Below are 22,098 nucleotides of genomic sequence, written 5' to 3'. Positions count from 1 at the left end.
TTGGTTCCATGCTGGCGCGTCTGTCGATCCGTGACATCGTCCTGATCGAACGGCTCGATATCGAATTCGCCTCCGGCCTCGCGGTTTTGACCGGCGAGACCGGTGCAGGCAAATCCATCCTGCTCGATGCTTTTGCGCTGGCGCTCGGCGGCCGCGGCGATGCCGGCCTCGTGCGTCACGGCGTGGAGCAGGGGCAGGTCACGGCGGTGTTCGATGTCCCGAAGAATCACCCTGCGACGAAGATCCTGGCCGAGAACGGCCTGGACGACACCGGCGAGATGATTCTCCGCCGCGTGCAGCTCGCCGACGGCCGCACCCGCGCCTTCATCAACGACCAATCGATCAGCGTGCAGACGCTGAAGGCGGTCGGCACCGCCCTGGTCGAGATCCACGGCCAGCACGACGAGCGCGCGCTGGTCGATGCCGCCACCCACCGCCGCCTGCTCGACGCTTTTGCCGGCCTCGAAAAGGACGTCGCGGCGGTCGAAGCGCTCTGGGACGCGCGCCGCACCGCCAGCACCGCGCTGGAGGAGCATCGCGCCGCCATGGAGAGCGCGGCGCGCGAGGCCGATTATCTGCGCCACGCCTCCGACGAGCTGAAGCAGCTCGCGCCCAAGGACGGCGAGGAGACTGCGCTGGCCTCCCGCCGCACCACCATGATGCAGGGCGAGAAGATCGCCTCCGACCTGCGCGAGGCGCAGGAAGCGGTCGGCGGCAATCATTCGCCGGTCGCAGCCCTCTCGGCAGCGGTGCGCCGGCTGGAGCGCCGCGGCGTCAACTCGCCGGCGCTGGTCGAGCCCGCGGTGAAGGCGATCGACGCCGCGATCAACGCGCTGGAGGAAGCCGACCAGCATCTCCAGGCAGCGCTGGCCGAAACCGATTTCGATCCGACCGAGCTCGAGCGTATCGAGGAGCGGCTGTTCGCATTGCGCGCCGCCTCGCGCAAATATTCGACGCCGGTCGACGGGCTCGCCGCCCTGGCCGCCAAATATGCCGCCGACGTCGTCATGATCGATGCCGGCGCCTCGCGCTTGAAGAAGCTGGAGCAGGCCGCGATCGAGGCAGACGGCCGCTATGCTGCGGCCGCCAAGAAGCTGTCGCTGGCGCGGCAGAAATCAGCGGAGAAGCTCAACAAGGCAGTCAATGCCGAGCTCGCCCCGCTCAAGCTCGAACGCGCCAGGTTCATGACCCAGGTCGAGACCGACGAGGCTGCGCCCGGGCCGCAAGGTTTCGACCGCGTCGAGTTCTGGGTGCAGACCAATCCGGGCACCAAGCCGGGTCCCTTGATGAAGGTCGCCTCCGGCGGCGAGCTGTCGCGCTTCCTGCTCGCGCTCAAGGTCGTGCTGTCCGACTGCGGCTCGGCGCCGACGCTCGTGTTCGACGAGATCGACACCGGCGTCGGTGGTGCGGTGGCCGACGCCATCGGCGGGCGCCTGGCGCGGCTTGCCGGCAAGGTCCAGGTCATGGCCGTGACCCACGCCCCGCAGGTCGCCGCCCGCGCCGACCAGCACCTGCTCATCTCCAAGGACGCCCTCGACAAGGGCAAGCGCGTCGCCACCCGCGTCAACGCACTCGCCGCCGACCACCGCCGCGAGGAGATCGCCCGCATGCTCGCAGGTGCCGAGATCACGGCCGAGGCGAGGGCGGCGGCGGAGAGATTGCTGAAGGCGGCGACGGCTTAGGTTTGTGTCCCGGACGCGCGAAGCGCGAGCCGGGACCCAGAGCTCTCGTCGCATGGGCCCCGGCTCTGCAGCGCACCGCCGAAGAGGCGCTGCGCTGCGTCCGGGGCACGAGATTTCCACAAGCCTTTACCCTCCCGCCCGCTACGTCGTATCCAAGCATCATGGCCAGAGCAGCAAAATCCAAAGCAGCACCGCTACGCGACGTCGCCGACCTCACCAAGGCGCAGGCCAAGGTCGAGCATATGCGGCTCGCGCTCGAGATCGAGGGGCACAACGAGCGCTACTATCAGGAGGATGCGCCGACCGTCACCGATGCCGAATACGACGCGCTGCGCCAGCGCCTCAACGCGATCGAGACGCGCTTTCCCGAGTTCGTCACCGCGGAATCGCCCTCGCAGAAGGTCGGCGCCGCACCGTCGGGGCGGTTCAAGAAAGTCCCGCATGCCGTGCCCATGCTGTCGCTCGACAACGCCTTTGCGGAGGAGGACGTGCGCGACTTCGTTGGTCGCATCGTGCGCTACCTGAAGCTCGACGACGACAAGATCGACTTCTCCGCCGAGCCCAAGATCGACGGCCTCTCGATGTCGCTGCGCTACGAGGGCGGCGAGCTCGTCACCGCCGCGACGCGCGGCGACGGCGCGGTCGGCGAGGACGTCACCGCCAACATCCGCACGCTCGAAGACGTGCCGCAGAAGCTGAAGGGCCGCAACATCCCCGACATCTGCGAGGTGCGCGGCGAAGTCTACATGACCAAGAAGGCGTTCCTGGCGCTCAACGAGCGGCAGAAGGCGGCAGGCGACACCATCTTCGCCAATCCGCGCAATTCGGCCGCCGGCTCGCTCCGCCAGAAGGACCCGACCATCACCGCCTCGCGCCCGCTCGGGTTCTTCGCCTATGCCTGGGGGCAGATGAGCGCGATGCCGGAAGACACGCAGAGCGGCATGATCGGCTGGTTCGAGCGCTGCGGCTTCAAGACCAATCCGCTGACCAAGCTCTGTCGCTCGGTCGAGGAGCTGCTCGCGTTTCATCACGCGATCGAGGAGCAGCGCGCAAAACTCGACTACGACATCGACGGCGTCGTCTACAAGGTCGACCGCATCGACTGGCAGGAGCGGCTCGGCTTCGTCTCGCGCACGCCGCGCTGGGGCATCGCGCACAAATTCCCGGCCGAGCGCGCCATGACGGTGCTGCGCGACATCGAGATCCAGGTCGGCCGCACCGGCTCGTTCACGCCGGTCGGCAAGCTCGAGCCGGTCGGCGTCGGCGGCGTGATCGTGCAGAACGTCACGCTCCACAACGAGGACTACATCAAGGGCATCGGCAACAAGGGCGAGGTGCTTCGCGAGGGGCGCGACATCAGGATCGGCGACACCGTGGTGATCCAGCGCGCCGGCGACGTCATCCCGCAGGTGGTCGACGTCGTCCTGGACAAGCGGCCGAAGACCGCCAGGGAATTCCACTTCCCGAAGAAGTGCCCGTGTCCGCTGCACACCGACGTCGTGCGCGAGGAGACGGCGACGGGCGAGGAGGGCTCGCGTGCCCGCTGCACCGGCGAGTTCGCCTGTCCCTACCAGAAGATCGAGCATCTGAAGCTGTTCGTGTCGCGGCGGGCCTTCGACATCGACGGCCTTGGCGAGAAGCAGCTCCAGTACTTCTTCGACGAGGGCTGGGTGAAGGAGCCCGCCGATATCTTCACGCTGGAGAAGCGCAACGCCAAGCTGAAGCTCGAGGAGGTCGAGGGCTACGGCGCGACCTCGGTGCGCAACCTGTTCGGGGCCATCGAGAGCCGGCGGAAGATCGCGCTGGAGCGCTTCATCTACGCGCTCGGCATGCGCCATGTTGGCGAGACCACGGCGCTGGCGCTGGCGCGCGGCTACGGCTCGTGGGATGCGTTCCACGATGCCTGCCTGAAAGTTGCTGAGGGTGACGAGGAGGCGATGGCCGAGATGGATGCGCTCGACCAGATCGGCGACACCGTGATCAAGAGCATCGCCGATTATTTCGGCGAGAGCCACAATCGCGGCATCGTCGAACGCCTGACCAGGGAGGTCGAGATCGTCGACGCCGAGAAGCCGAAGAGCAATTCGGCCGTCGCCGGCAAGACCGTTGTGTTCACGGGATCGCTGGAGAGGATGACGCGGGATGAAGCCAAGGCGACGGCCGAGCGGTTAGGGGCCAAGGTATCGGGCTCCGTGTCGAAAAAGACCGATCTCGTCGTCGCGGGCCCCGGCGCCGGCTCGAAGCTCGCGGATGCGAACAAGCACGGCGTCAAGGTGCTGACCGAAGACGAGTGGCTGAAGCTGATCGCGGAGTGAGGGGCACGTCGGCTCCTCACGTTCCGTCGCCATCGCCGAGGCTCCTGTAACAAACGTCCCGTAATGATACGCGGCGGCAAGAGTTCCTTCACCTTTCGCGTTGACCCGATCTTTACCGCTTCACGTCAGGCCGCATTTACCAATGCGCGACGTCGCCCCGTGAAAACACCTGCATTCGCTTGAGTGTGCCGCATGCGCAACGCCGATTAACGCCCCGGCAACCTAAATTAGATACTCACGATAAAGATCGAATTGCACGGATGTACTGAGTTCGATCGGACGAGCGTAAGCGTAGCGTGAGTGTATCGATGTCTGTGTTGCGTAACCATCCGAAGGGCGCGCGGTTCGCGTCCTTCGGCATCGGTCTCTGCATCTTCGCATTGATGCCGAGAGAGACCGGTTATCAGGACATTGCCTCGCTGCTGGCGCGCCAACCCGGCGTCGCCGAGCGGTGGCAGAAGCAGGTGTTCTCTGCTGCGTCCTCGATCCAGCTCGCCACCTACAGTTTTTCCCGTCCCATCGGCACGTCGGTTCCGCAGAGCGCGATGGTTCGGCTCGCCAGCCTCGACGGCCGCGACGTCACCGGCGCGATCAGCCGCAATCCGGCGCTGCAGGCCCCGGCGCGCTACCAGGCTTCCGACTTTCCCAAGGTTGATCGCGCCTTGAAGGGTGATCGCCTCGCAATCGTCACGCCGACACAGTCTCCCGAGACGGTCGCGCCGGCTGCAGCCCCGGCCAAGGAAGATCCCGCGACCTCGAACAGCTCGGTGTTCGGCGCCAAGACCGCCGCATTGCCGCCGGCGATGTCGCCGGAATCCGCGGCCGCGCTCGATCCGGAGCTGCAGGAGGCGCTGCGCGCGCCGCCGCTGCCGCAATATTCCAATCCGCCGCAGGCGAGCGAAGCCGCGCGCGCGTTGGCGGTGCAGCCGCTGGAAGCGCTGAAGCGGGCCGCGGCGCCGGCTGCGCCCGCGCGCGATCCCTTCAGCGTCAAGACATCAAACCTGTTTTTCGGCAGCTCCTCGCTCGGCGGCAATCTCGAGACCATCGAGAGCTGGCAGCCCGGCGCCGAGCCGCTGATCGTGATGCCCGACCCCGACATGAAGGTGACGGCCTCGCTCACCCCGCCGACGGCGGAGATCGCCAAGGACATCGAGAGCGGCGAGAGCGTCGCGCCGAAGGGCGAGGTCAACGCCGACAACCAGCGCGCCAAGTCGCCGGCGGAACGGCTCGCGCTCGACGAGAAGGCGCGCGCGAAATCTGAAAAGTGCCTCGCGGAAGCCGTCTACTTCGAATCCCGCGGCGAGGCCGTGCGCGGCCAGATCGCGGTGGCGCAGGTGGTGATGAACCGCGTGTTCTCCGGCAAATATCCCGACACGGTGTGCGGCGTGGTCTATCAGAACAAGTACCGCCATTTCGCCTGCCAGTTCACCTTCGCCTGCGACAACAATCCCGACGTGATCCGCGAGCCCGAAATGTGGGAGCGCGCCAAGAAGATTTCCAAGGCGATGCTCGACGGCCAGATCTGGCTGCCCGAGGTCGGCAAATCGACGCACTACCATGCCTATTGGGTGCGCCCGTCCTGGGTCGCCGAGATGAAAAAGCTGTACAAGACCGGCGTGCACACCTTCTATCGGCCGCGCAACTGGGGTGACGGCAGCGAGGTGCCGAGCTGGGGCTCGCCGGCGCAGACCGCCGCGCTCTCGGCTGAACTCGCGCAGGAAGCCAAGAGCTCCGCCGAGATGGGCGAGCGGCGGTAGTTTCCTTACCTCTCCTTGCTTGCGCAAATGCGCTCCCTCGCCCCGCTTGCGGGGAGAGGGTTGGGGTGAGGGGGACTCTCCGCGAGGACGGTGAGAGTTGGACTCGCGGAGACTCCCCTCACCCGGAATCCGCGCTACGCGCGCATTCCGGCCTCTCCCCGCAAGCGGGGAGAGGCGAAGACGTCACGCCTCGATGTCCAGCGCGCAATCGAAATTCGGAGCTGAATGCGTCAGGGCGCCGGCCGATGCATAGTCGACGCCGGTTGCCGCGATGGCGGCGATCGAGTCCAGCGTGACGCCGCCGGACGCCTCCAGCTCGAGGCGGCCCTCGTTGAGCCTCACCGCCTCGCGCAGCGTCGCAATGTCCATGTTGTCGAGCAGTACCGCGTCAGCCGTTCCGCTGTCGAGCACCTCGCGCAGCTGCGCCAGCGTATCGACCTCGATCTCGATCTTGACGAGGTGGCCGGCATGGGCGCGGGCGCGCTCCAGCACCGGGCGGATGCCGCCGGCCACCGCGATGTGGTTGTCCTTGATCAGGATGGCATCGTCGAGCCCGAAGCGATGGTTGAAGCCGCCGCCGCAACGCACCGCGTATTTCTCCAGCGCGCGCAGTCCCGGCGTGGTTTTGCGCGTGCAGCAGATGCGCATCCTGGTGCCTTCGGTGCGCGCGACATAGTCCGCCGTGAGCGTGGCGATGCCTGACAGCCGGCCGACGAAGTTCAGCGCAGTCCGCTCTGCCGTGAGGATGGCGCGCGCAGGGCCGGAGATCGTCAGCACGTGCTGGCCGCGCGCAACCCGCGCGGCATCGCGGACATGTGCGCGTACCTCGATGTCGGGCGACAGCTTCTGCAAGGTCGCGAGCGCCAGCGGCAATCCGGCGATCACGCCGGACTGGCGCGCGACAAGGATGGCCTGCGCGCGCGTCGCTTCCGGGATCGTCGCGAGCGAGGTGATGTCGCCGGCGCGGCCGAGGTCCTCGTCGAGCGCGCGCTCAACGGCCGCCTCGATCGCGAGCGGCGAGAGGAAGGCATCGGGATAGAGCAGTGAGGTCGGGGTGATCATGGGGCCTCCTTCAGGCGATCATGGATTGCGCAATGCGTGGCCGCGGGCGTTCCTCGAGGCTCTCCGCGACCTCGTGCGCTGCGGCGAGCGTGGTCATCCTTCTCTGCGCCTGCGCCGGGTTTTCGGCCGGGTGATCGGAGCGGCAATGCGCACCGCGGCTCTCGCGCCGCGTCCAGGCCGCTGCCGCAACGAGCAGGGCCGAGATCGCCATGTTGCCGAGGGCACCGTGTCCGGCTTTGCGCTCGAGCCTGGCGAAATAGCGCACCGCTTGCGCAAGCCCGTCACCGTCGCGGATCACGCCGACATGTGCGCTCATCGCCGCGCGCAACCGCTTCACCTCTGCAGCATCCACCGTGCCAGCGCGCGGCGTCACCAAACCGTCGGGAAGCTGGGCGGGCGGGGGCACGGAGCGGCCGGCGATGTCGTCGGCAATGCGGGCGGCATAGACGACGGCTTCGAGCAGGGAATTCGAGGCGAGCCGATTGGCGCCATGCGCGCCGGTGGAGGAGACTTCGCCGGCGGCCCAGAGGCCGTCGATCGAGCTGCGGCCGTGCGCGTCCACCGCGATGCCGCCCATGTGGTAATGCGCGGCCGGCGCGATCGGAATCGGCTGCGCCGCGGGATCGATGCCGGCGGCGATGCAGCTCGCATGCACGGTCGGAAACCTCGTCGCGAAGCGCGCGCCCAGCGCCTGGCGCGCATCGAGGAAGGCGCCGCGCCCGGCCGCGATTTCGGCGAACACGCCGCGGGCCACGATGTCGCGGGGCGCGAGCTCCGCGAGCGGGTGGCGGGCGCTCATGAAGCGCTCGCCGTTGCCATTGATCAGCGTTGCTCCTTCGCCGCGCAGCGCTTCGGTGGCGAGCGGTGCCGGGTCGCGGCCGACCATGATGGCGGTGGGGTGGAACTGCACGAATTCAGGATCGGCGATCACGGCGCCGGCGCGGGCTGCGATCGCAAGGCCCGAGCCGCTCGCTTCCGGCGGGTTGGTGGTGACGGCGTAGAGATGGCCGAGCCCGCCGGTCGCCAGCACGACTGCGCGTGAGGCGAGCACGAGCGGCCGTGCCGCGGGATTGCCGGCCTCGCGCAATTGCAGCCCGGTGACCGCGCCGTCCTCGGTCAGCAATGCTTCGGCGACGCAGCCTTCCATCAGGCGGATCGAGGGCGTGCGACGCACGGCCTCGCTCAAGGCGGCGATGATCGCGGCGCCAGCGCCATCACCGCGCACATGCACGATGCGGCGCGCGGAATGCGCAGCCTCACGTCCGACGGCAAGCCTGCCGTCGAGATCGCGATCGAACGGAACGCCATAGGCGAGAAGATCGTGAATGCGCGGCGCCGCCTCGCGCGCGATCCCGAGCGCGACGGCTGCATCGACGAGGCCGCCGCCGACCGCGACGGTGTCGGCGGCGTGTGCCTCCGGCGTGTCGCCTTCAGCCACGGCCGCAGCGATGCCGCCTTGCGCCCATGCGGTGGATGCGCCGTGCCCGAGCGGTGCTGCCGAGATCAAGGTCACCGGCCGCGGCGCGAGCTTCAGCGCGCAGAACAGTCCGGCAAGGCCGCCGCCGACGATGAGGACGTCGTCGGTGCGGGCGAGATGGTGGATGTCGTGTTGCATGTTGCTCGCCCTCAATTCTTCAGATTGATCATGCGCTCGACCGAGCGCCGCGCGCGTTCCGCGAGCGCGGGATCGATCGTCACCTCCTCGCCAAGCGTCAGCAGGCTCTCCAGGATGTTGGCGAGCGTGATGCGCTTCATGTGCGGGCAGAGATTGCAGGGGCGGAGCATCTCCACGTCGGGCAGCTCGGCCCGGACATTGTCGGCCATCGAGCATTCCGTGATCATGACCAGCCGCCGCGGCCGCTTTGCGCGCACCCAGTTGATCATGTGCGCGGTCGAACCGGTGAAGTCGGCTTCCGCCAGCACGTCCGGCGGGCATTCCGGGTGCGCGATGATCTGCACGGACGGATCGGCTTCTCGAAAGCTCCGCAGCTCCTCGCCGGTGAAGCGCTCATGCACCTCGCAGGCGCCTTTCCAGGCGATGATCTTCACGTCGGTCTTCGACGCCACGTAAGTGGCAAGGTATCGGTCGGGCAGGAAGATCACGGTCGGGGCGTTCAGGCTCTCGACCACCTGCACCGCGTTCGAGGACGTGCAGCAGATGTCGACCTCGGCCTTCACCTCCGCCGAGGTGTTGACATAGGCGACAACAGGCACGCCGGGGAATTTCTCCCGCAGCAGCCGCACGTCCGCACCGGTGATGCTGGCGGCAAGCGAGCAGCCCGCGCGCGAGTCCGGGATCAAGACGGTCTTGTCCGGATTGAGCAGCTTGGAGGTCTCCGCCATGAAGTGCACGCCGCATTGGACGATGATGTCCGCCTGCACCTTGGTGGCTTCGACCGCGAGCTGGAGCGAGTCGCCGCCGATATCGGCGACGCAATGGAAGATCTCCGGGGCCTGGTAGTTGTGGGCGAGGATGACCGCGCCCCGCGCGCGCTTCAGCTCGTTGATCGCGTGAATCGTCGGCGCCATCAGCGGCCATTCGATCGACGGGATTACGTGCTTGACACGGTCATAGAGCGGCGCGGTCGCGCGTTCGACCGCCGGGGTCCATTCCAGTGACGGCGTCGGCCATGTCGGTCCGGGGGGCACCGGCGCGGCGCGGGAGGAGGCGATGGGCTGGCCTTGCGGCCGGTTGGCAAAGTCGTCGGGACCGTAAATTCCAGTGATCGGCATTGAAGCCTCCCAGGTGTGGCCAATCGAGCGGCTATTATGCTCAATTTGAGAATATATGGAGCCCGAGAAATCCGGCCGAGAAGGCCGGGCGAACGTCGCTGCTACCAAATATGCTCAATCTGAGTAAATCAAACATAGCACGCACCCGCGCGTGCCGCCAGAGCCTGTCGCACACATTCCCGTCACTGCGCACCTGCCAGACGAGGCCAGATTGAAACGCAATGCTCCCGCGTCAGCTCTTCGTGGAATGCAACCGTTTTTGGCTTGGGATTTTCATGCATATGCATTAAACGAGCTGTCCCGCGGCTGCTGATTTGCGGATCCGCCAACGACAGACGAGGAAAACCATGTCGACACAGATCGGCGAACTCGCACCGGCCTTGCGTTCCTCCAACTGGCGTACCCCGGCCGTCATCATCCTCTGCGGTTGTGCCATCGGCATGCTCGGCTTCGGCCCGCGCTCGGCGCTCGGCTTCTTCGTGCAGCCGATGAGTCACGAATTCAGCTGGGGCCGTGACGTGTTCGGCCTCGCCATCGCCGTGCAGAATCTGTTGTGGGGACTGGGCCAGCCGTTCGCCGGTGCGGTTGCGGATCGCTTCGGCCTGTTCCGGGTGATGTGCGTCGGCGCGCTGCTCTATGCCGGTGGCCTGCTCTTGATGCGCTATTCCTCGACGCCGCTGTCGCTGAATGTCGGTGCGGGCGTGATGGTCGGCTTTGGTCTCGCGGGCTGCTCGTTCAACCTGGTGCTGTCGGCCTTCAGCAAGCTCCTCCCGGCAGAGAAGCGCGGGCTTGCGCTCGGCGCCGGCACCGCGGCGGGCTCGTTCGGTCAGTTCCTGTTCGCGCCCATTGGCGTCGCCTTGATCGACAATTTCGGCTGGCAGCAGGCGCTCTCCGTGTTCGGTTTCCTGATGCTGCTGATCATCCCGCTGTCGCTGGCGCTCTCGACGCCGCCGGTGACAACCGCGAGCAGCGCAACGCCCGCGGATGACCAGACCATCACCAAGGCGCTTGCCGAAGCCTTCGGTCATCGCTCCTACGTGCTCCTGGTGCTCGGCTTCTTCACCTGCGGCTTCCAGCTCGCCTTCATCACCGTGCATCTGCCGGCCTTCCTCGTCGATCGCGGCATCTCCGCGCAGACCGGCGGCTGGGTGATCGCGGCGATCGGCCTGTTCAACATCATCGGCTCGCTCAGCGTCGGCTATCTCCAGAACTCACTGCCCAAGCGATACATCCTCTCGACCATCTATTTCACGCGTGCGCTTGCGACGCTCGCCTTCATCTCGTTCCCGATCACGCCGTTCTCGGCGATCGCGTTCGGCGCGATCTCCGGCCTGACCTGGCTGTCGACGGTGCCGCCGACCTCGGCGCTGGTGGCGCTGATGTTTGGAACGCGCTGGCTCGCCACGCTCTATGGCTTCGCTTTCGTCAGCCACCAGGTCGGTGGCTTCCTCGGCGTCTGGCTGGGCGGCATCGTGTTCGAAAAGTTCGGTTCCTACACGCCGATCTGGTGGCTCTCGATCCTGTTCGGCGTGCTCTCGGCGCTGATCAATCTTCCGATCGTGGAGAAACCTGTGGCACGGGCGGTTGCGCAGCCGGCCTGATCGGCTAAACATCCCCGACAAACAAAGTCAGGGAGTTCAGTCGTGGCCACATTCAAGGCTGTCAGGATCGACAAGGCGGACAAGGGCACCACCACGCAGCTCACGCAGTTCGACGAAGCCGAGCTGATGGAGGGCGACGTCACCGTCCGGGTGGAATGGTCGACGCTGAACTACAAGGACGGTCTTGCGCTCACCGGCAAGGCGCCGGTGGTGCGCCGCTTCCCGATGATCGCCGGCATCGATTTCGCCGGCACGGTCGAAGCCTCCTCGCATCCGCAGTGGAAGGCGGGCGACAAGGTCGTCTGCACCGGCTGGGGCATGGGCGAGACCCATCTCGGCGCCTATGCCGAGAAGGCGCGGGTGAAGGGCGACTGGCTGGTCGCGCTTCCGCAGGGCCTGTCGGCGCGCGACGCCATGGCGATCGGCACCGCCGGCTTCACGGCGATGCTCTCGGTGCTGGCGCTGGAGAAGCACGGCATCTCGCCGAAGAGCGGCCCGGTCGTGGTGACGGGCGCTGCCGGCGGCGTCGGCTCGGTTGCGATCGCCGTCCTGTCCAAGCTCGGCTACCACGTCATCGCTTCGACCGGCCGCGTCTCCGAGGCCGACTACCTGAAGCAGCTGGGAGCTGCCGAGATCATCGACCGCAACGAATTGTCGGCGCCGGCAAAGCCCCTCGCCAAGGAGCGCTGGGCCGGCGGCGTCGACAGCGTCGGCTCGACCACCCTCGCCAACCTGCTCTCGATGACGAAATATGGTGGCGCGATCGCGGCCTGCGGCCTGGCGGCCGGCATGGACCTGCCGTCCTCGGTGGCGCCGTTTATTTTGCGCGGAGTGTGCCTTCTCGGCATCGATTCCGTGATGTGCCCGATCGAGCCCCGGAAAGCCGCCTGGCAGCGTTTGGCCTCTGACCTGGATCGGACAAAACTATCTGAAATTACTCAGGAAATTTCGCTCGACGAGGTTCCGGCGTGGGGCGCGAAAATCCTGGCCGGCCAGGTTCGCGGCCGCGTCGTGGTAAAAATTGTCTAACGGCGTTCAGACTTTACCAACCAAGCTGCTTCAATGTCGCCATGGTTGGTATGGTAAGCAGCGGGTAAAGAGATAAGGCATCGCCCGCTGCGGGGGTTGGGTTCGGAGTTGAGCATGCTTGCGCGTATTGTGTTGGGGGCTGTCACGGCGGCAGCGACGTTTGCGCCGGCCATCGCTGGAAGCATGAACGCCGACGAGGCGCGCCGCTTCGTGGCCGGCAAGGTGTTCGCCTTCACCTGTTTCGACGGCACCCGCGGTGCAGGCCGCATCCTCGACGATCTCGGCGCCGCCGGCGCCGTGCAGTTCTCGGGCTCAGGCCCGGTGAAACACCTTCGCCTGCCCGGCAACACCCTCCAGATCCGCGGCCAGAACGTGTGCGCCTCGATCAAGGGCATCCCGTTCGAGCCCTGCTTCAACCTGGAAAAGACCGACGATCGCAGCTTCCGCGGCTCGGTGTCGGGCATGGGCTTCGCCTATTGCGACTTCCATCACCAGGGCGGCAATCAGATGCTGATGGCGCGCGCCGCAGCGCGGCCGCGCTCGCTGCACAGGCCGGAGCACACCGGTTCGGTTGCCGCCTCGACCACCGAGGTCGCCGCGCGCGTCGAGACGCCGCGTGTCGAAGGCAGCCGGCTCGAGCCGGTGAAGTCCGAGCCGGCGAAGAACGAGGGCCCGCTGGAACTGCGCCGCTCGACGCAGTGAGCTCGCCTGCGCGGGACAACCCGCGCCATTGATCGTCGAAGACATCATCGAACACCAAGCCGGCGCGCCGTAGTCATACGGACCGCGGCCTTCACGCCTTGGTAGCTGTTCGCGCCCCAGTTTGCGCGCGGCCGGGGGGCGGTCCCACGCAAGGGTTCAACGATGTCGCTCTATTTCTTCCGCATCAGCACCGGTCGCTATTCCGGCGCCGCCGACCTGCCGTACGAGTTCGAGGATCGCGCAGCCGCCTGGACCGAGATGACAGAGGTGTGCGCCAATCTGCTCAGCGGCATCGCGCGCAGCCTGAAGCCGAACGCCGAGTGGTGCATGGAGCTGCTCGACGAGAACAAGCAGCCGGTCTTTCGCATCAGCCTCGTCGGCGAGACCATCGGATGCAAGGCGTCGTAGATCCGACTTGAAGCTGCAATTTACAACTATGACGAGATCATATCCCTTCGCGCTCAATCATTTAGCGTGCAAAGTCAGTATTTCTGCGAGGGATCGCGTTAACCAAATCGGAATGTGAAAAGCTCACTTTTTGGGCAGCAGCGCAGTCAATGGCAGGGGGAAGCCGACAACGCCTCGGCCGCGCGTTCCTTCGGGGGAAACATGCCCATGCTGAGCCTTGTTCAGAATCTGAGGATCGGGACCAAGCTGGCGATTGCATCGGCGCTCGGTGTGCTCCTGGTGGGCGCCATGATCGTGAGCCAGATGCGTGGCAATGCGAGCATTCGCGAGACCAGCCACAGCGCACTTGAACAGCAGGAGATCGTGCGCGACGCCGTCCGGGCCGAGGTTGCCGTTCGCGGCATGCAACTCGCGGTGCGAGATCTTCGTCTCGCCAATAGCGCGGCCGACCTTCAGAAGGCCACCCAGAGATTGGAGGATCAGCAGAAAGCGATGGGCTCGCTGGTCAATGAGATGCTGAAGCTTTCTCACTCGGCCGAAAATCGGGCGCGCATGGAGAAGCTGAGATCGCTCGCCGCAGACTACACCAAGGCTGCACAGCAGATCGCCGCGGTGCGCGCCGAAGCCCTCGCCGCGAGCGGCGCTGATGGCGCTTCGCGCGCCGCGAAGCTCAATGAAGAAGCCATTCGCATCGCGCGAGAGGTTACCCTGCCCATCGCAGCTCAACTCGACGTGCTGATCGAGCAGATCGCCGACTATGCGAAGCACAAATCCGAAGAGAACAACGCCGCGGCCACCGCTCAGATGAGATCGAGCGAGCAGGTCGGGATGGTGGTCGGCGCGCTCGCCATGTTCGTCCTCGTCTGCTCCTGGTTGATGTCGTTCCTGACCATCGCGCGGCCGATCCGCGCGCTCACGGTTGCCATGGACAAGCTCGCCGGTGGCGATTTCTCCGTGGTTCTGCCCGGTCTCGGCCGCAAGGATGAGGTCGGCGGCGTCGCGGCGGCCGTCGAAAAGTTCAAGATCGTGTCTGAGCAGAAGGCGCGCGAGGAAGCTGAAGCCAAGATCAGGCTGGACCAGCTTGCGGCCGCGCAGCGCAAGGCCGAGATGCACAAGCTGGCCGACAGCTTCGAAGCCGCGATCGGTGAAATCGTCGACACCGTGTCCTCGGCCGCGACCGAGCTGGAAGCTTCCGCCTCGACGCTGACCGCGACCGCGGCGCGCGGGCAGGAGGTCACCACCATGGTTGCTGCCGCTTCCGAGGAAGCATCCACCAACGTGCAGTCGGTGGCGTCGGCGACCGAGGAGCTGTCATCGTCGATCACCGAGATCAGCCGGCAGGTGCAAGAATCCGCCCGCGTCGCCGGCGATGCGGTGAACCAGGCCCGCAGCACGACCGATCGTGTCGGCGAGCTTTCCGCGGCGGCGGCGCGGATCGGCGACGTGGTCGAGCTGATCAACACCATCGCCGGCCAGACCAATCTTCTGGCGCTCAATGCAACCATCGAAGCGGCGCGGGCCGGCGAGGCGGGCCGCGGCTTTGCCGTCGTCGCCTCCGAGGTCAAGGCGCTTGCCGAGCAGACCGCGAAGGCGACCGGCGAGATCGGCCAGCAGATCGCCAGCATCCAGACCGCGACCGAGCATTCGGTCGGCGCGATCAAGGACATCAGCCACACGATCGAGAGGCTGTCGGAGATCTCCTCGACCATCGCAGCCGCGGTGGAAGAGCAGGGCGCGGCAACGCAGGAGATTTCCCGCAACGTGCAGCAGGCGGCCACGGGCACCCACCAGGTGTCCTCCAACATCACCGACGTGCAGCGCGGCGCGAGCGAGACCGGCTCGGCATCCACGCAGGTGTTGGCAGCAGCGCAATCGCTGTCCAGCGACAGCAGCCGGCTCAAGCTCGAGGTCGGCAAATTCCTCGGCACCGTGCGCGCCGCCTGAAGGCGGCGTCGGCCTTCAGGCAGGCTTGATCTGCGACCGCCACGCGTGGAGGCGCGGTGGTTGCGCGCGTTTGCAGCTCGATGCCGCGACCAATGCGCGCAGGGTTAACCTTCCGGAAAAGCGATGCAGGCATGATCTCCGCAATTTCCCGGGCGCTGAGTCGCCCTTCGTGTATTGCGTCTCGGTTCTTGGAGCACATTGATGAGCGGCCCTTCCATTCGCCTCACTCACAAGATTATGGCGATCGGACTGCTCGGCCTCATCGGGCTTGTCGCATTCGGCTCGATCTACCAGATTGGCAGCCTCTCCCAGGACACCTCGCGCGATATTGCCGAAGACGCGCGCAGGATGTCCGATTTGAACCAACGGGTCTCCAAGCAGATGCTCGAAGCGCGACGGGCCGAGAAGGATTTCCAGCTCCGTCGCGATCAGGCCTATACGAAACGCCACGTCGAACTTGCATCCGGCATCGTCCGCGATCTCGACGGCCTCGGCAGCGCAACGCGTGCGGCGGGATTCGCGGGAATTGGCGAGAAGGTGATGCAGGTCCGCGCCGGGTTCGAGGGATACGCGAAGGAATTTGCTGCCGTCGAGCAGGCCGAAATCAAGCTCGGACTGAACGAAACACTGGGGTTGTCAGGCTCGCTACGCACGGCGGTCCATGACATCGAGACCAAGCTCAAGGAGATCGACGACCCCCGGCTGACCAGCGGCATGCTGATGATGCGTCGTCACGAGAAAGATTTCATGCTGCGTCGCGACCAGAAATACGTGGAGGCGCTTAAGAAGACCGCGGCGGAATTCTCTAAGCAAGTCGAAGCATCGACAATTCTGCCGGCAATCAAGGCCGATATCGGCAAGAAGCTCGCCAAGTACGAGGCTGACTTCGCGGCCTGGGCGGCCGGCGCGCAAGACCTCGCCGCGCATGGCTCGGCCATGTCCAAGGAATTCAGAGCGATCGAACCGATCCTCGAGGAAATCGAAAAGGACGTTGCTCAACGCTACGTCACGGCGCAGGCCGCCGAAGCGTCGACGCGAGCCTCGATCAAGCTATGGATGTGGGTCGCGCTTGGTTGCTCCGTCCTGCTAGTGGGGAGCGCGTCCTATTTTATCGGCCGGTCGATCTCGACGGCGCTGATGGCCATGGTCCGGGCGATGAGCGTCTTGCGGGCGGCGATACGTCCGTCGCAATCCCCGGCGTCGGCCGCAAGGACGAGATCGGCGAGATGGCCGGCGCGGTGGTCGTATTCAAGACCAACATGGCGGAAGCCGAGCGGCTGCGCACCGAGCAGGCCGAGGCGGACGCGCGCGGGCGGGCGCGGCGCAAAGCCGACATGCTGCGGCTTGCGGATGGATTCGAAGGCGCGGTGGGCGAGGCCATAGAAACCGTATCCTCGGCGGCAACCGAGCTCGAAGCGTCCTCCAATACGCTGACGCGGGCCGCCGAGCGCGGCAACGGTCTCGCCACTGCAGTGGCGGCAGCCTCGGAGGAAGCGTCTGCGAACGTGCAATCGGTGTCGTCGGCGAGCGAGGAATTGACCTCCTCGGTCTCGGAGATCGGCCGCCAAGTGCAGGAATCCGCGCGTGTCGCCGAGGTCGCAGTGGAACAGGCGCAGCGCACCAACACGCGCGTTGCCGAACTGACGAAGGCGGCGGGCCGGATCGGCGACGTGGTCGAGCTGATCAACAGCATCGCCGCGCAGACCAACCTGCTCGCGCTCAACGCCACCATCGAGGCGGCGCGGGCGGGCGAGGCCGGCAAGGGCTTTGCCGTGGTCGCGGCCGAGGTGAAGGCGCTGGCCGAGCAGACCGCGAAGGCCACGGGCGAGATCAGTCAGCACATCGATGCGATCCAGAGCGCGACGGAGGATTCGGTCGGCGCGATCAAGGAGATCGGCGGCACCATCGGACGTATGTCCGAGATCTCGTCGGCGATTGCGTCCGCCGTCGAGGAGCAGGGAGCCGCCACGCAGGAAATTTCGCGCAACATCCAGCATGCAGCGCAGGGGACCTCGCAGGTATCCGCCAATATCGCCGAGGTCCAGCGCGGCGCCGGCGAGACTGGCGCGGCGTCGTCGCAGGTGCATTCGGCCGCGCAGTCGCTGTCGCGGGAGAGCAATCGCCTGAAGAGCGAGGTCGCGCGCTTTTTGGAATCGGTGCGGGCGGCGTGACGGCAGCCGGCGCGAATGCTGCGCTGCACCGAGTTGCGCCCGCATCGCAACGCGAGAAGCCGATGCAGCTGCAAGAAAGAGTTGCAGAGACAACACGATCGCTGCGCGCGAGCCGTATTCTTACGTAGGCTCCTGTTAACGCCTGTTTGCGAGTATGGGCGCAATCCTTCGGGAAAAAGAACCAGCCAGCATTGTTGAACTGACCTCCGCCCGGTCGTCCGTCGTGACGCTGCGGCGCAGGTGATGTGCGCGTTGCCGGGTAATCATCGGGATTGTTGTGATGTCGAAGTTGTCGATCGTCTTCAAGCTGCTGACCGTACTGTCGATCCTGGTGCTCTCGCTTGCCGGCGTCGGCGTGATGGCGATCGGCACGATGCAGAACATCAACGCCCACACCGTCGAGATTGCGGAGAGCTGGCTGCCGAGCGTGCGTGCGCTCGGCTCGATGCGTGCCGACATCAACGAGCTTCGCGTCGCACTGCGTCTGCACCTGATGCAGGACACCGCCGAAGGCAAGGAGGCCGCGGAGAAGCGGCTGGCAGGCTTGCGTGAGCGCATCGAGAAGACGCGCAAGGTTTACGAGCCGCTGATCACGGTCGCCGAGGAGCGCTCGCTGTACGAGCAATGGACCAAGGCCTGGGCCGAGTATCTGAATGGCGTGCAGGACGTGATGGCGCTGTCGCGCAAGAGCGTCGGCCGCTTCCCGACCGATGCCAACGAGCTGCTGCAGACCAAGGTCGCGAAGATGGCGCAGGCCGCCGATCCCCTGCTGCAGAAGGGCATCGAGCTCAACAACAGGGGCGCCGAGCTGGAGACCAAGCAGGCGGCCGACAGCTACGCCACCGTGTTCCGCGTGCTGGTCGGCATCATCGTCGCTGCCGTCGTGATCGCGATCGGCGCCGCCTACTATCTCGTGCGCGACGTCTCGCGCGGCATCGCCTCGATCATTCGCCCGATGCAGTCGCTCGGCGAGGGCGACCTTTCGGCCGAAGTGCCGCATCGCGGCGAGAAGACCGAGATCGGCTCGATGGCGGATGCGCTCCAGATCTTCAAGGAGGCGTTGATCGCCAAGAAGGCCGCCGACGAGGCGGCGGCGCGCGACGCCGAGGCCAAGATCGAGCGCGGTCGCCGCGTCGACGCCATCACCCGCAATTTCGAGGTCATGATCGGCGAGGTCGTCGAGACCGTGTCGTCGGCCTCGACCGAGCTCGAGGCCTCCGCGGCCACGCTGAGCGGCACCGCGCAGCGCGGCCAGGAGCTCGCAACCGTCGTTGCGGCAGCGTCCGAGGAAGCTTCCACCAACGTCCAGGCGGTGGCCTCAGCCTCCGAGGAGCTGTCGTCCTCCATCACCGAGATCAGCCGCCGCGTGCAGGATTCGGCGCGGATGGCGGCGGAGGCGGTCGAGCAGGCGGCGCGGACCAACGAGCGCGTCAACGCGCTGTCGCAGGCCGCCGCCCGCATCGGCGACGTCGTCGAGCTCATCAACACCATCGCGGGCCAGACCAACCTGCTCGCGCTGAACGCGACCATCGAGGCGGCGCGCGCAGGCGAAGCCGGCCGCGGCTTTGCCGTCGTCGCCTCCGAGGTCAAGGCATTGGCCGAGCAGACGGCGAAAGCGACCGGCGAAATCGGGGCGCAGGTCTCGGGCATCCAGGCGGCGACGCAAGAATCCGTCAGCGCCATCCAGGAGATCGGCGGCACCATCGAGCGGCTGTCCGAGGTGTCCGCCGCGATCGCCGCCGCCGTCGAGGAGCAGGGCGCGGCCACGCAGGAGATCTCGCGCAACGTTCAGCAGGCCTCGCTCGGCACGCAGGAAGTGTCGTCCAACATCACCAACGTGCAGCGCGGTGCGATCGAGACCGGCTCGGCCTCGAGCGAAGTGCTGTCGGCGGCGAAGTCGCTGGCGACCGACAGCACCCGTCTGAAGGTCGAGGTCGCGCAGTTCCTCGAATCGGTCCGCGCGGCCTGACGCTTCAGCTGCCGGTCTGCGGCGCAGCCGGCGGCGGTGCGATCTGCCGCCGGAACAGGATGCGCTGGTAGAGCCAGCCGATCGCGACCAGCACGACGCCGAGGCACATGAACGAGAGCGCGCGATAGACGCCGGTCAGCGTCGACATGTCGATCACGAAGGCCTTCAGGATCGTCAGGGCGATCACGGCGGCGGACGCCAGGCGCGCACGCTCGGAGTTGACCAGGATGCCGACCCCGAGCAGCACCACGCCGAAGGCGAGCCAGCCGATCGAATAGGTGTATTGCTCGGCACTCGTGGTGCCGCCGTAGAGCAGGACCGGGCCGTGATAGAAGCGGCGGATCTCGAGCGTCACGTAGGTGAGCGCGAACACCAGGGCGCCACCCGCAATCGTGTTTGCATATGCGACACGGCGGTGTCCCGCCACCGCGTAGGAGAGCAGCAGCATCAGCACGGCCGGCAGCGCATAGCCGAGCAGCAGCAGATTGAACACGAGGCCGCCGACATTGACGCTGGAGAACAGCAGCGGGTTCTCCAGGATCAGGAGGCCGAACACGCTGATGAGGCCGGCGATTGCCGTCAGCACGACCGCGCCGACATCGTGCACGATGCTGTGGCTGCGCAGCCGCAGGCGCTCCAGCCCGATTGCCATGGCGAGCGTGATGCAGACCTGCAGTGCGAATTCGAGCAGCGAGGGCGGCGAGATCATGTCGCCACCGGTCGCAAAATGCCGGATCTCCGTGAAGGCGAGCAGCGCGGTGAACAGGATCGCGGCGGTCTCGACCACGCGCAGCGGCGCATCGTCGGCGCGACGGCGCAGGAAGATGCTCGCGCCCCAGAACGAGGCGGCCGGCAGGCCATAGCCCCACAACAGCCAGTTGAAGATCGGCGTCGTGCCGACGGCATCGCCGACGATACGCGGATCATAGGCGATGCGCGCGGTGACGATCGCGGCGAAGATGGCAGCCAACCGGCGCAGCACCGGAATCGGCCGCTGCAACGAGATCCAGGCGGTGCCGAGCGACATCAGCGCGAGCGCGATGGTGAGCCAGCCCTTCTCCAGGGCGAAGGTCAGCGCCAGCGCCAGCGCGCCGAGCGTGCCGGTCGCGAACAGCGCGACCGAGGTGGCAACGCCCGGGCGTTCTTCGCGGCGCATCAGCGCCTCGGTCGCCGCGCCAAAGGCCGCGGCGAGCAGCACGGCGAGGATCGCGAACGGGATCGAGCGGTCGAGATGGGCGATGCGCGCATAGAGCGCGACCAGGATGGCGATCGGCGTCGCGACGCCCGCCGCCGACCACACCACGGGAATGATCGCCGAATTCGAGCGGCCCTGCGCGAAAAAGCCCGCGACGCCGAAGCCGGCGGCGAAGATCGCGGCCGTCACCAGATGCAGGGTCACTGAACTGTCGGTCGCAACAGGGCCGACGCCGGGCATCGGGCCGCCCGGCAGCACCAGCATGTCAGGATTGGCGCGCACCGCCCATTCGGCGAACACGATGAACACGGCCGCCGCGGCTGCGCCCAGCGCGCCGGTCGCCGCCGGTGCACGCCAGGCGACGAACAGCGTGCCGCCGACCAGGAGCGTGAATGCGATCAGCGCGAGATCCGCATGCGCGCTCGACAGTACGACCAGCATCGCCCCGAACAGGTAGGCGCCGAGCGCGCCCGACGAGACCGGCTCGATCTCGCCGTCCTCGAAGGTGGGTCCGAACATGAAGCCGCAGACGACGAGCAGTGCGGCGAGCACGAAGCCGACGATGGCGTGGAAGGCGTGCGGCGCGACCTGCACCTGTTCGGTATCGAGACCCGGGAAGATCCAGAGCACCGCGAAGGCAATGGTCGTGACCGCAAGCCAGCGCCACAGCCTGATGCGGGCGAGACCGAAACTCGCGGCCGTCACGACCGCAAGATAGATGTAGAGCGCCCAATAATCCGGCTTGCCCGAGGAGACGAGGATCGGCGTCACGAAGGCGCCGACGACGCCGAGCCCCGCGAGCGCGGGGCCGTGCAGGAGCGCTGCGGCCAGCGTGCCCATCGCAACGATGCCGAGCAGCACGAAGGCCGTCGCAGGCACGAGGAAGCCGTAGAGCGCGTAAGCCGCGTAGATGGTCGCGAAAGCCACCGCCGTTCCGGCCGCGGTGAGGATCGCGGGGATGTTGGCGATCGGCAGCGCCGCGATGCTCGAGATGCTCTCCTTGCGCCGCGTCCATTCGCCGGCGCCCAGCAGTGCAGCGGCGAACAGGCCGCCGAGGAACACGCGCACGCCCGGGCCGAGCAGGCCGGCCTCGATCGAATAACGCACCATGAAGAAGCCGCCGAGCGCGAGCGCAAGCCCGCCGATCCACACCACCCAGCGGGTGCCGAGTCGTTCTTCGAACCCGGGTGCTGCCTCCGGGACCGGAGGGGGCGCATCGGCGCCAGTGCTCGGCTCGAGCGGTGGCGGCGAAATCTCTTCGGTGACGAGCGGAGGCGGCGTCGTTTCAGCTTCCGGCGCCAGCGGCGGCGGCTCGGCGGCTGCAGTCGTCGCGGTTGCTTCGGCCTGCGCCTGCGCCGGCATCAGTGGCGGCGGCTGCACCGGCCGCTGCGCATAAAGCATCTCTTCGAGCGAGTTGAGCCGGCGGCGCAACTCGGTCGCCTGGCTGGATGCCTTGATCGCGATCAGGAAGGCGATGATCGCAATGATCAGCGCAAAGGCGTCAAACGGGCCGTCGAACATGAAGCCTCC

General features: G+C 66.7%; 13 protein-coding genes and 1 pseudogene. 10 read left to right on the top strand and 4 right to left on the bottom strand.

Annotation, left to right across the window (positions count from 1 at the left end; all coding sequences use genetic code 11):
* Positions 1 to 8: 8 nt before the first annotated feature.
* The 3 genes from recN (at position 9) to ACNJYD_RS28750 (ending at position 5,754) form a co-directional block, all read left to right on the top strand.
* Positions 9 to 1,682, top strand: coding sequence for a DNA repair protein RecN (gene recN / locus ACNJYD_RS28760; protein WP_439364013.1), 1,674 nt, complete (start codon positions 9 to 11; stop codon positions 1,680 to 1,682).
* Positions 1,683 to 1,843: 161 nt separating this feature from the next.
* Complete coding sequence (gene ligA, locus ACNJYD_RS28755; RefSeq protein ID WP_212254616.1) at positions 1,844 to 3,997, top strand: NAD-dependent DNA ligase LigA; 2,154 nt, start codon at positions 1,844 to 1,846, stop codon at positions 3,995 to 3,997.
* Between the two features lie 308 nt (positions 3,998 to 4,305).
* Positions 4,306 to 5,754, top strand: coding sequence for a cell wall hydrolase (locus ACNJYD_RS28750; protein ID WP_439364012.1), 1,449 nt, complete (start codon positions 4,306 to 4,308; stop codon positions 5,752 to 5,754).
* Positions 5,755 to 5,937: 183 nt separating this feature from the next.
* Here the strand turns inward: ACNJYD_RS28750 and nadC are convergent, their stop codons facing one another.
* Genes nadC through nadA form a run of 3 tightly spaced genes read right to left on the bottom strand, consistent with a single transcriptional unit; the run spans position 5,938 to position 9,549 of the window.
* Positions 5,938 to 6,816 (bottom strand): carboxylating nicotinate-nucleotide diphosphorylase, encoded by an 879-nt coding sequence (gene nadC, locus ACNJYD_RS28745; protein WP_439364011.1) that lies wholly within the window; start codon positions 6,814 to 6,816, stop codon positions 5,938 to 5,940.
* A 10-nt stretch (positions 6,817 to 6,826) separates the two neighbouring features.
* Entirely contained in the window at positions 6,827 to 8,431 is a 1,605-nt protein-coding gene (locus tag ACNJYD_RS28740; RefSeq protein ID WP_439364010.1) for an L-aspartate oxidase, read from the bottom strand.
* Positions 8,432 to 8,442: 11 nt separating this feature from the next.
* Positions 8,443 to 9,549 (bottom strand): quinolinate synthase NadA, encoded by a 1,107-nt coding sequence (gene nadA / locus ACNJYD_RS28735; protein WP_439364009.1) that lies wholly within the window; start codon positions 9,547 to 9,549, stop codon positions 8,443 to 8,445.
* A 347-nt stretch (positions 9,550 to 9,896) separates the two neighbouring features.
* Here nadA and ACNJYD_RS28730 point away from each other — a divergent pair, with 347 nt between their 5' ends.
* The 7 genes and pseudogenes from ACNJYD_RS28730 (at position 9,897) to ACNJYD_RS28700 (ending at position 19,373) form a co-directional block, all read left to right on the top strand.
* Positions 9,897 to 11,150 (top strand): MFS transporter, encoded by a 1,254-nt coding sequence (locus tag ACNJYD_RS28730; RefSeq protein WP_439364008.1) that lies wholly within the window; start codon positions 9,897 to 9,899, stop codon positions 11,148 to 11,150.
* Positions 11,151 to 11,192: 42 nt separating this feature from the next.
* Positions 11,193 to 12,179: an acrylyl-CoA reductase (NADPH) gene (acuI, locus tag ACNJYD_RS28725; protein WP_439364007.1), complete on the top strand. Its 987-nt coding sequence runs from the start codon at positions 11,193 to 11,195 to the stop codon at positions 12,177 to 12,179.
* A gap of 114 nt (positions 12,180 to 12,293) precedes the next feature.
* Positions 12,294 to 12,881 carry a hypothetical protein gene (locus ACNJYD_RS28720; RefSeq protein ID WP_172787261.1) on the top strand — a complete coding sequence of 196 codons (588 nt, stop codon included), beginning with the start codon at positions 12,294 to 12,296 and terminating at the stop codon, positions 12,879 to 12,881.
* A 162-nt stretch (positions 12,882 to 13,043) separates the two neighbouring features.
* Positions 13,044 to 13,289: a DUF6894 family protein gene (locus ACNJYD_RS28715; RefSeq protein ID WP_172787262.1), complete on the top strand. Its 246-nt coding sequence runs from the start codon at positions 13,044 to 13,046 to the stop codon at positions 13,287 to 13,289.
* A 207-nt stretch (positions 13,290 to 13,496) separates the two neighbouring features.
* A complete protein-coding gene (locus ACNJYD_RS28710; protein ID WP_439364006.1) occupies positions 13,497 to 15,233 on the top strand; it encodes a methyl-accepting chemotaxis protein in 1,737 nt (578 codons plus the stop codon).
* A 201-nt stretch (positions 15,234 to 15,434) separates the two neighbouring features.
* Positions 15,435 to 17,404 (top strand): annotated as a pseudogene (locus ACNJYD_RS28705) (methyl-accepting chemotaxis protein).
* Positions 17,405 to 17,684: 280 nt separating this feature from the next.
* Positions 17,685 to 19,373, top strand: coding sequence for a methyl-accepting chemotaxis protein (locus ACNJYD_RS28700; RefSeq protein WP_439364005.1), 1,689 nt, complete (start codon positions 17,685 to 17,687; stop codon positions 19,371 to 19,373).
* A 4-nt stretch (positions 19,374 to 19,377) separates the two neighbouring features.
* On the opposite strand, the gene ACNJYD_RS28695 is transcribed toward ACNJYD_RS28700, so the two are convergent.
* The gene (locus tag ACNJYD_RS28695) at positions 19,378 to 22,089 is read right to left on the bottom strand and encodes a DUF2339 domain-containing protein (RefSeq protein WP_439364004.1); all 2,712 of its coding nucleotides are present in this window, start codon (positions 22,087 to 22,089) and stop codon (positions 19,378 to 19,380) included.
* Positions 22,090 to 22,098 lie beyond the last annotated feature (9 nt).

Origin of the sequence: Bradyrhizobium sp. SPXBL-02 (genome assembly GCF_051853065.1) — a bacterium.
In the GTDB taxonomy this organism is placed as follows: Bacteria; Pseudomonadota; Alphaproteobacteria; order Rhizobiales; family Xanthobacteraceae; genus Bradyrhizobium.
The sequence above is the reverse complement of the archived record's forward strand: the minus strand, read 5'-3'. Positions and strand labels throughout refer to the sequence as shown.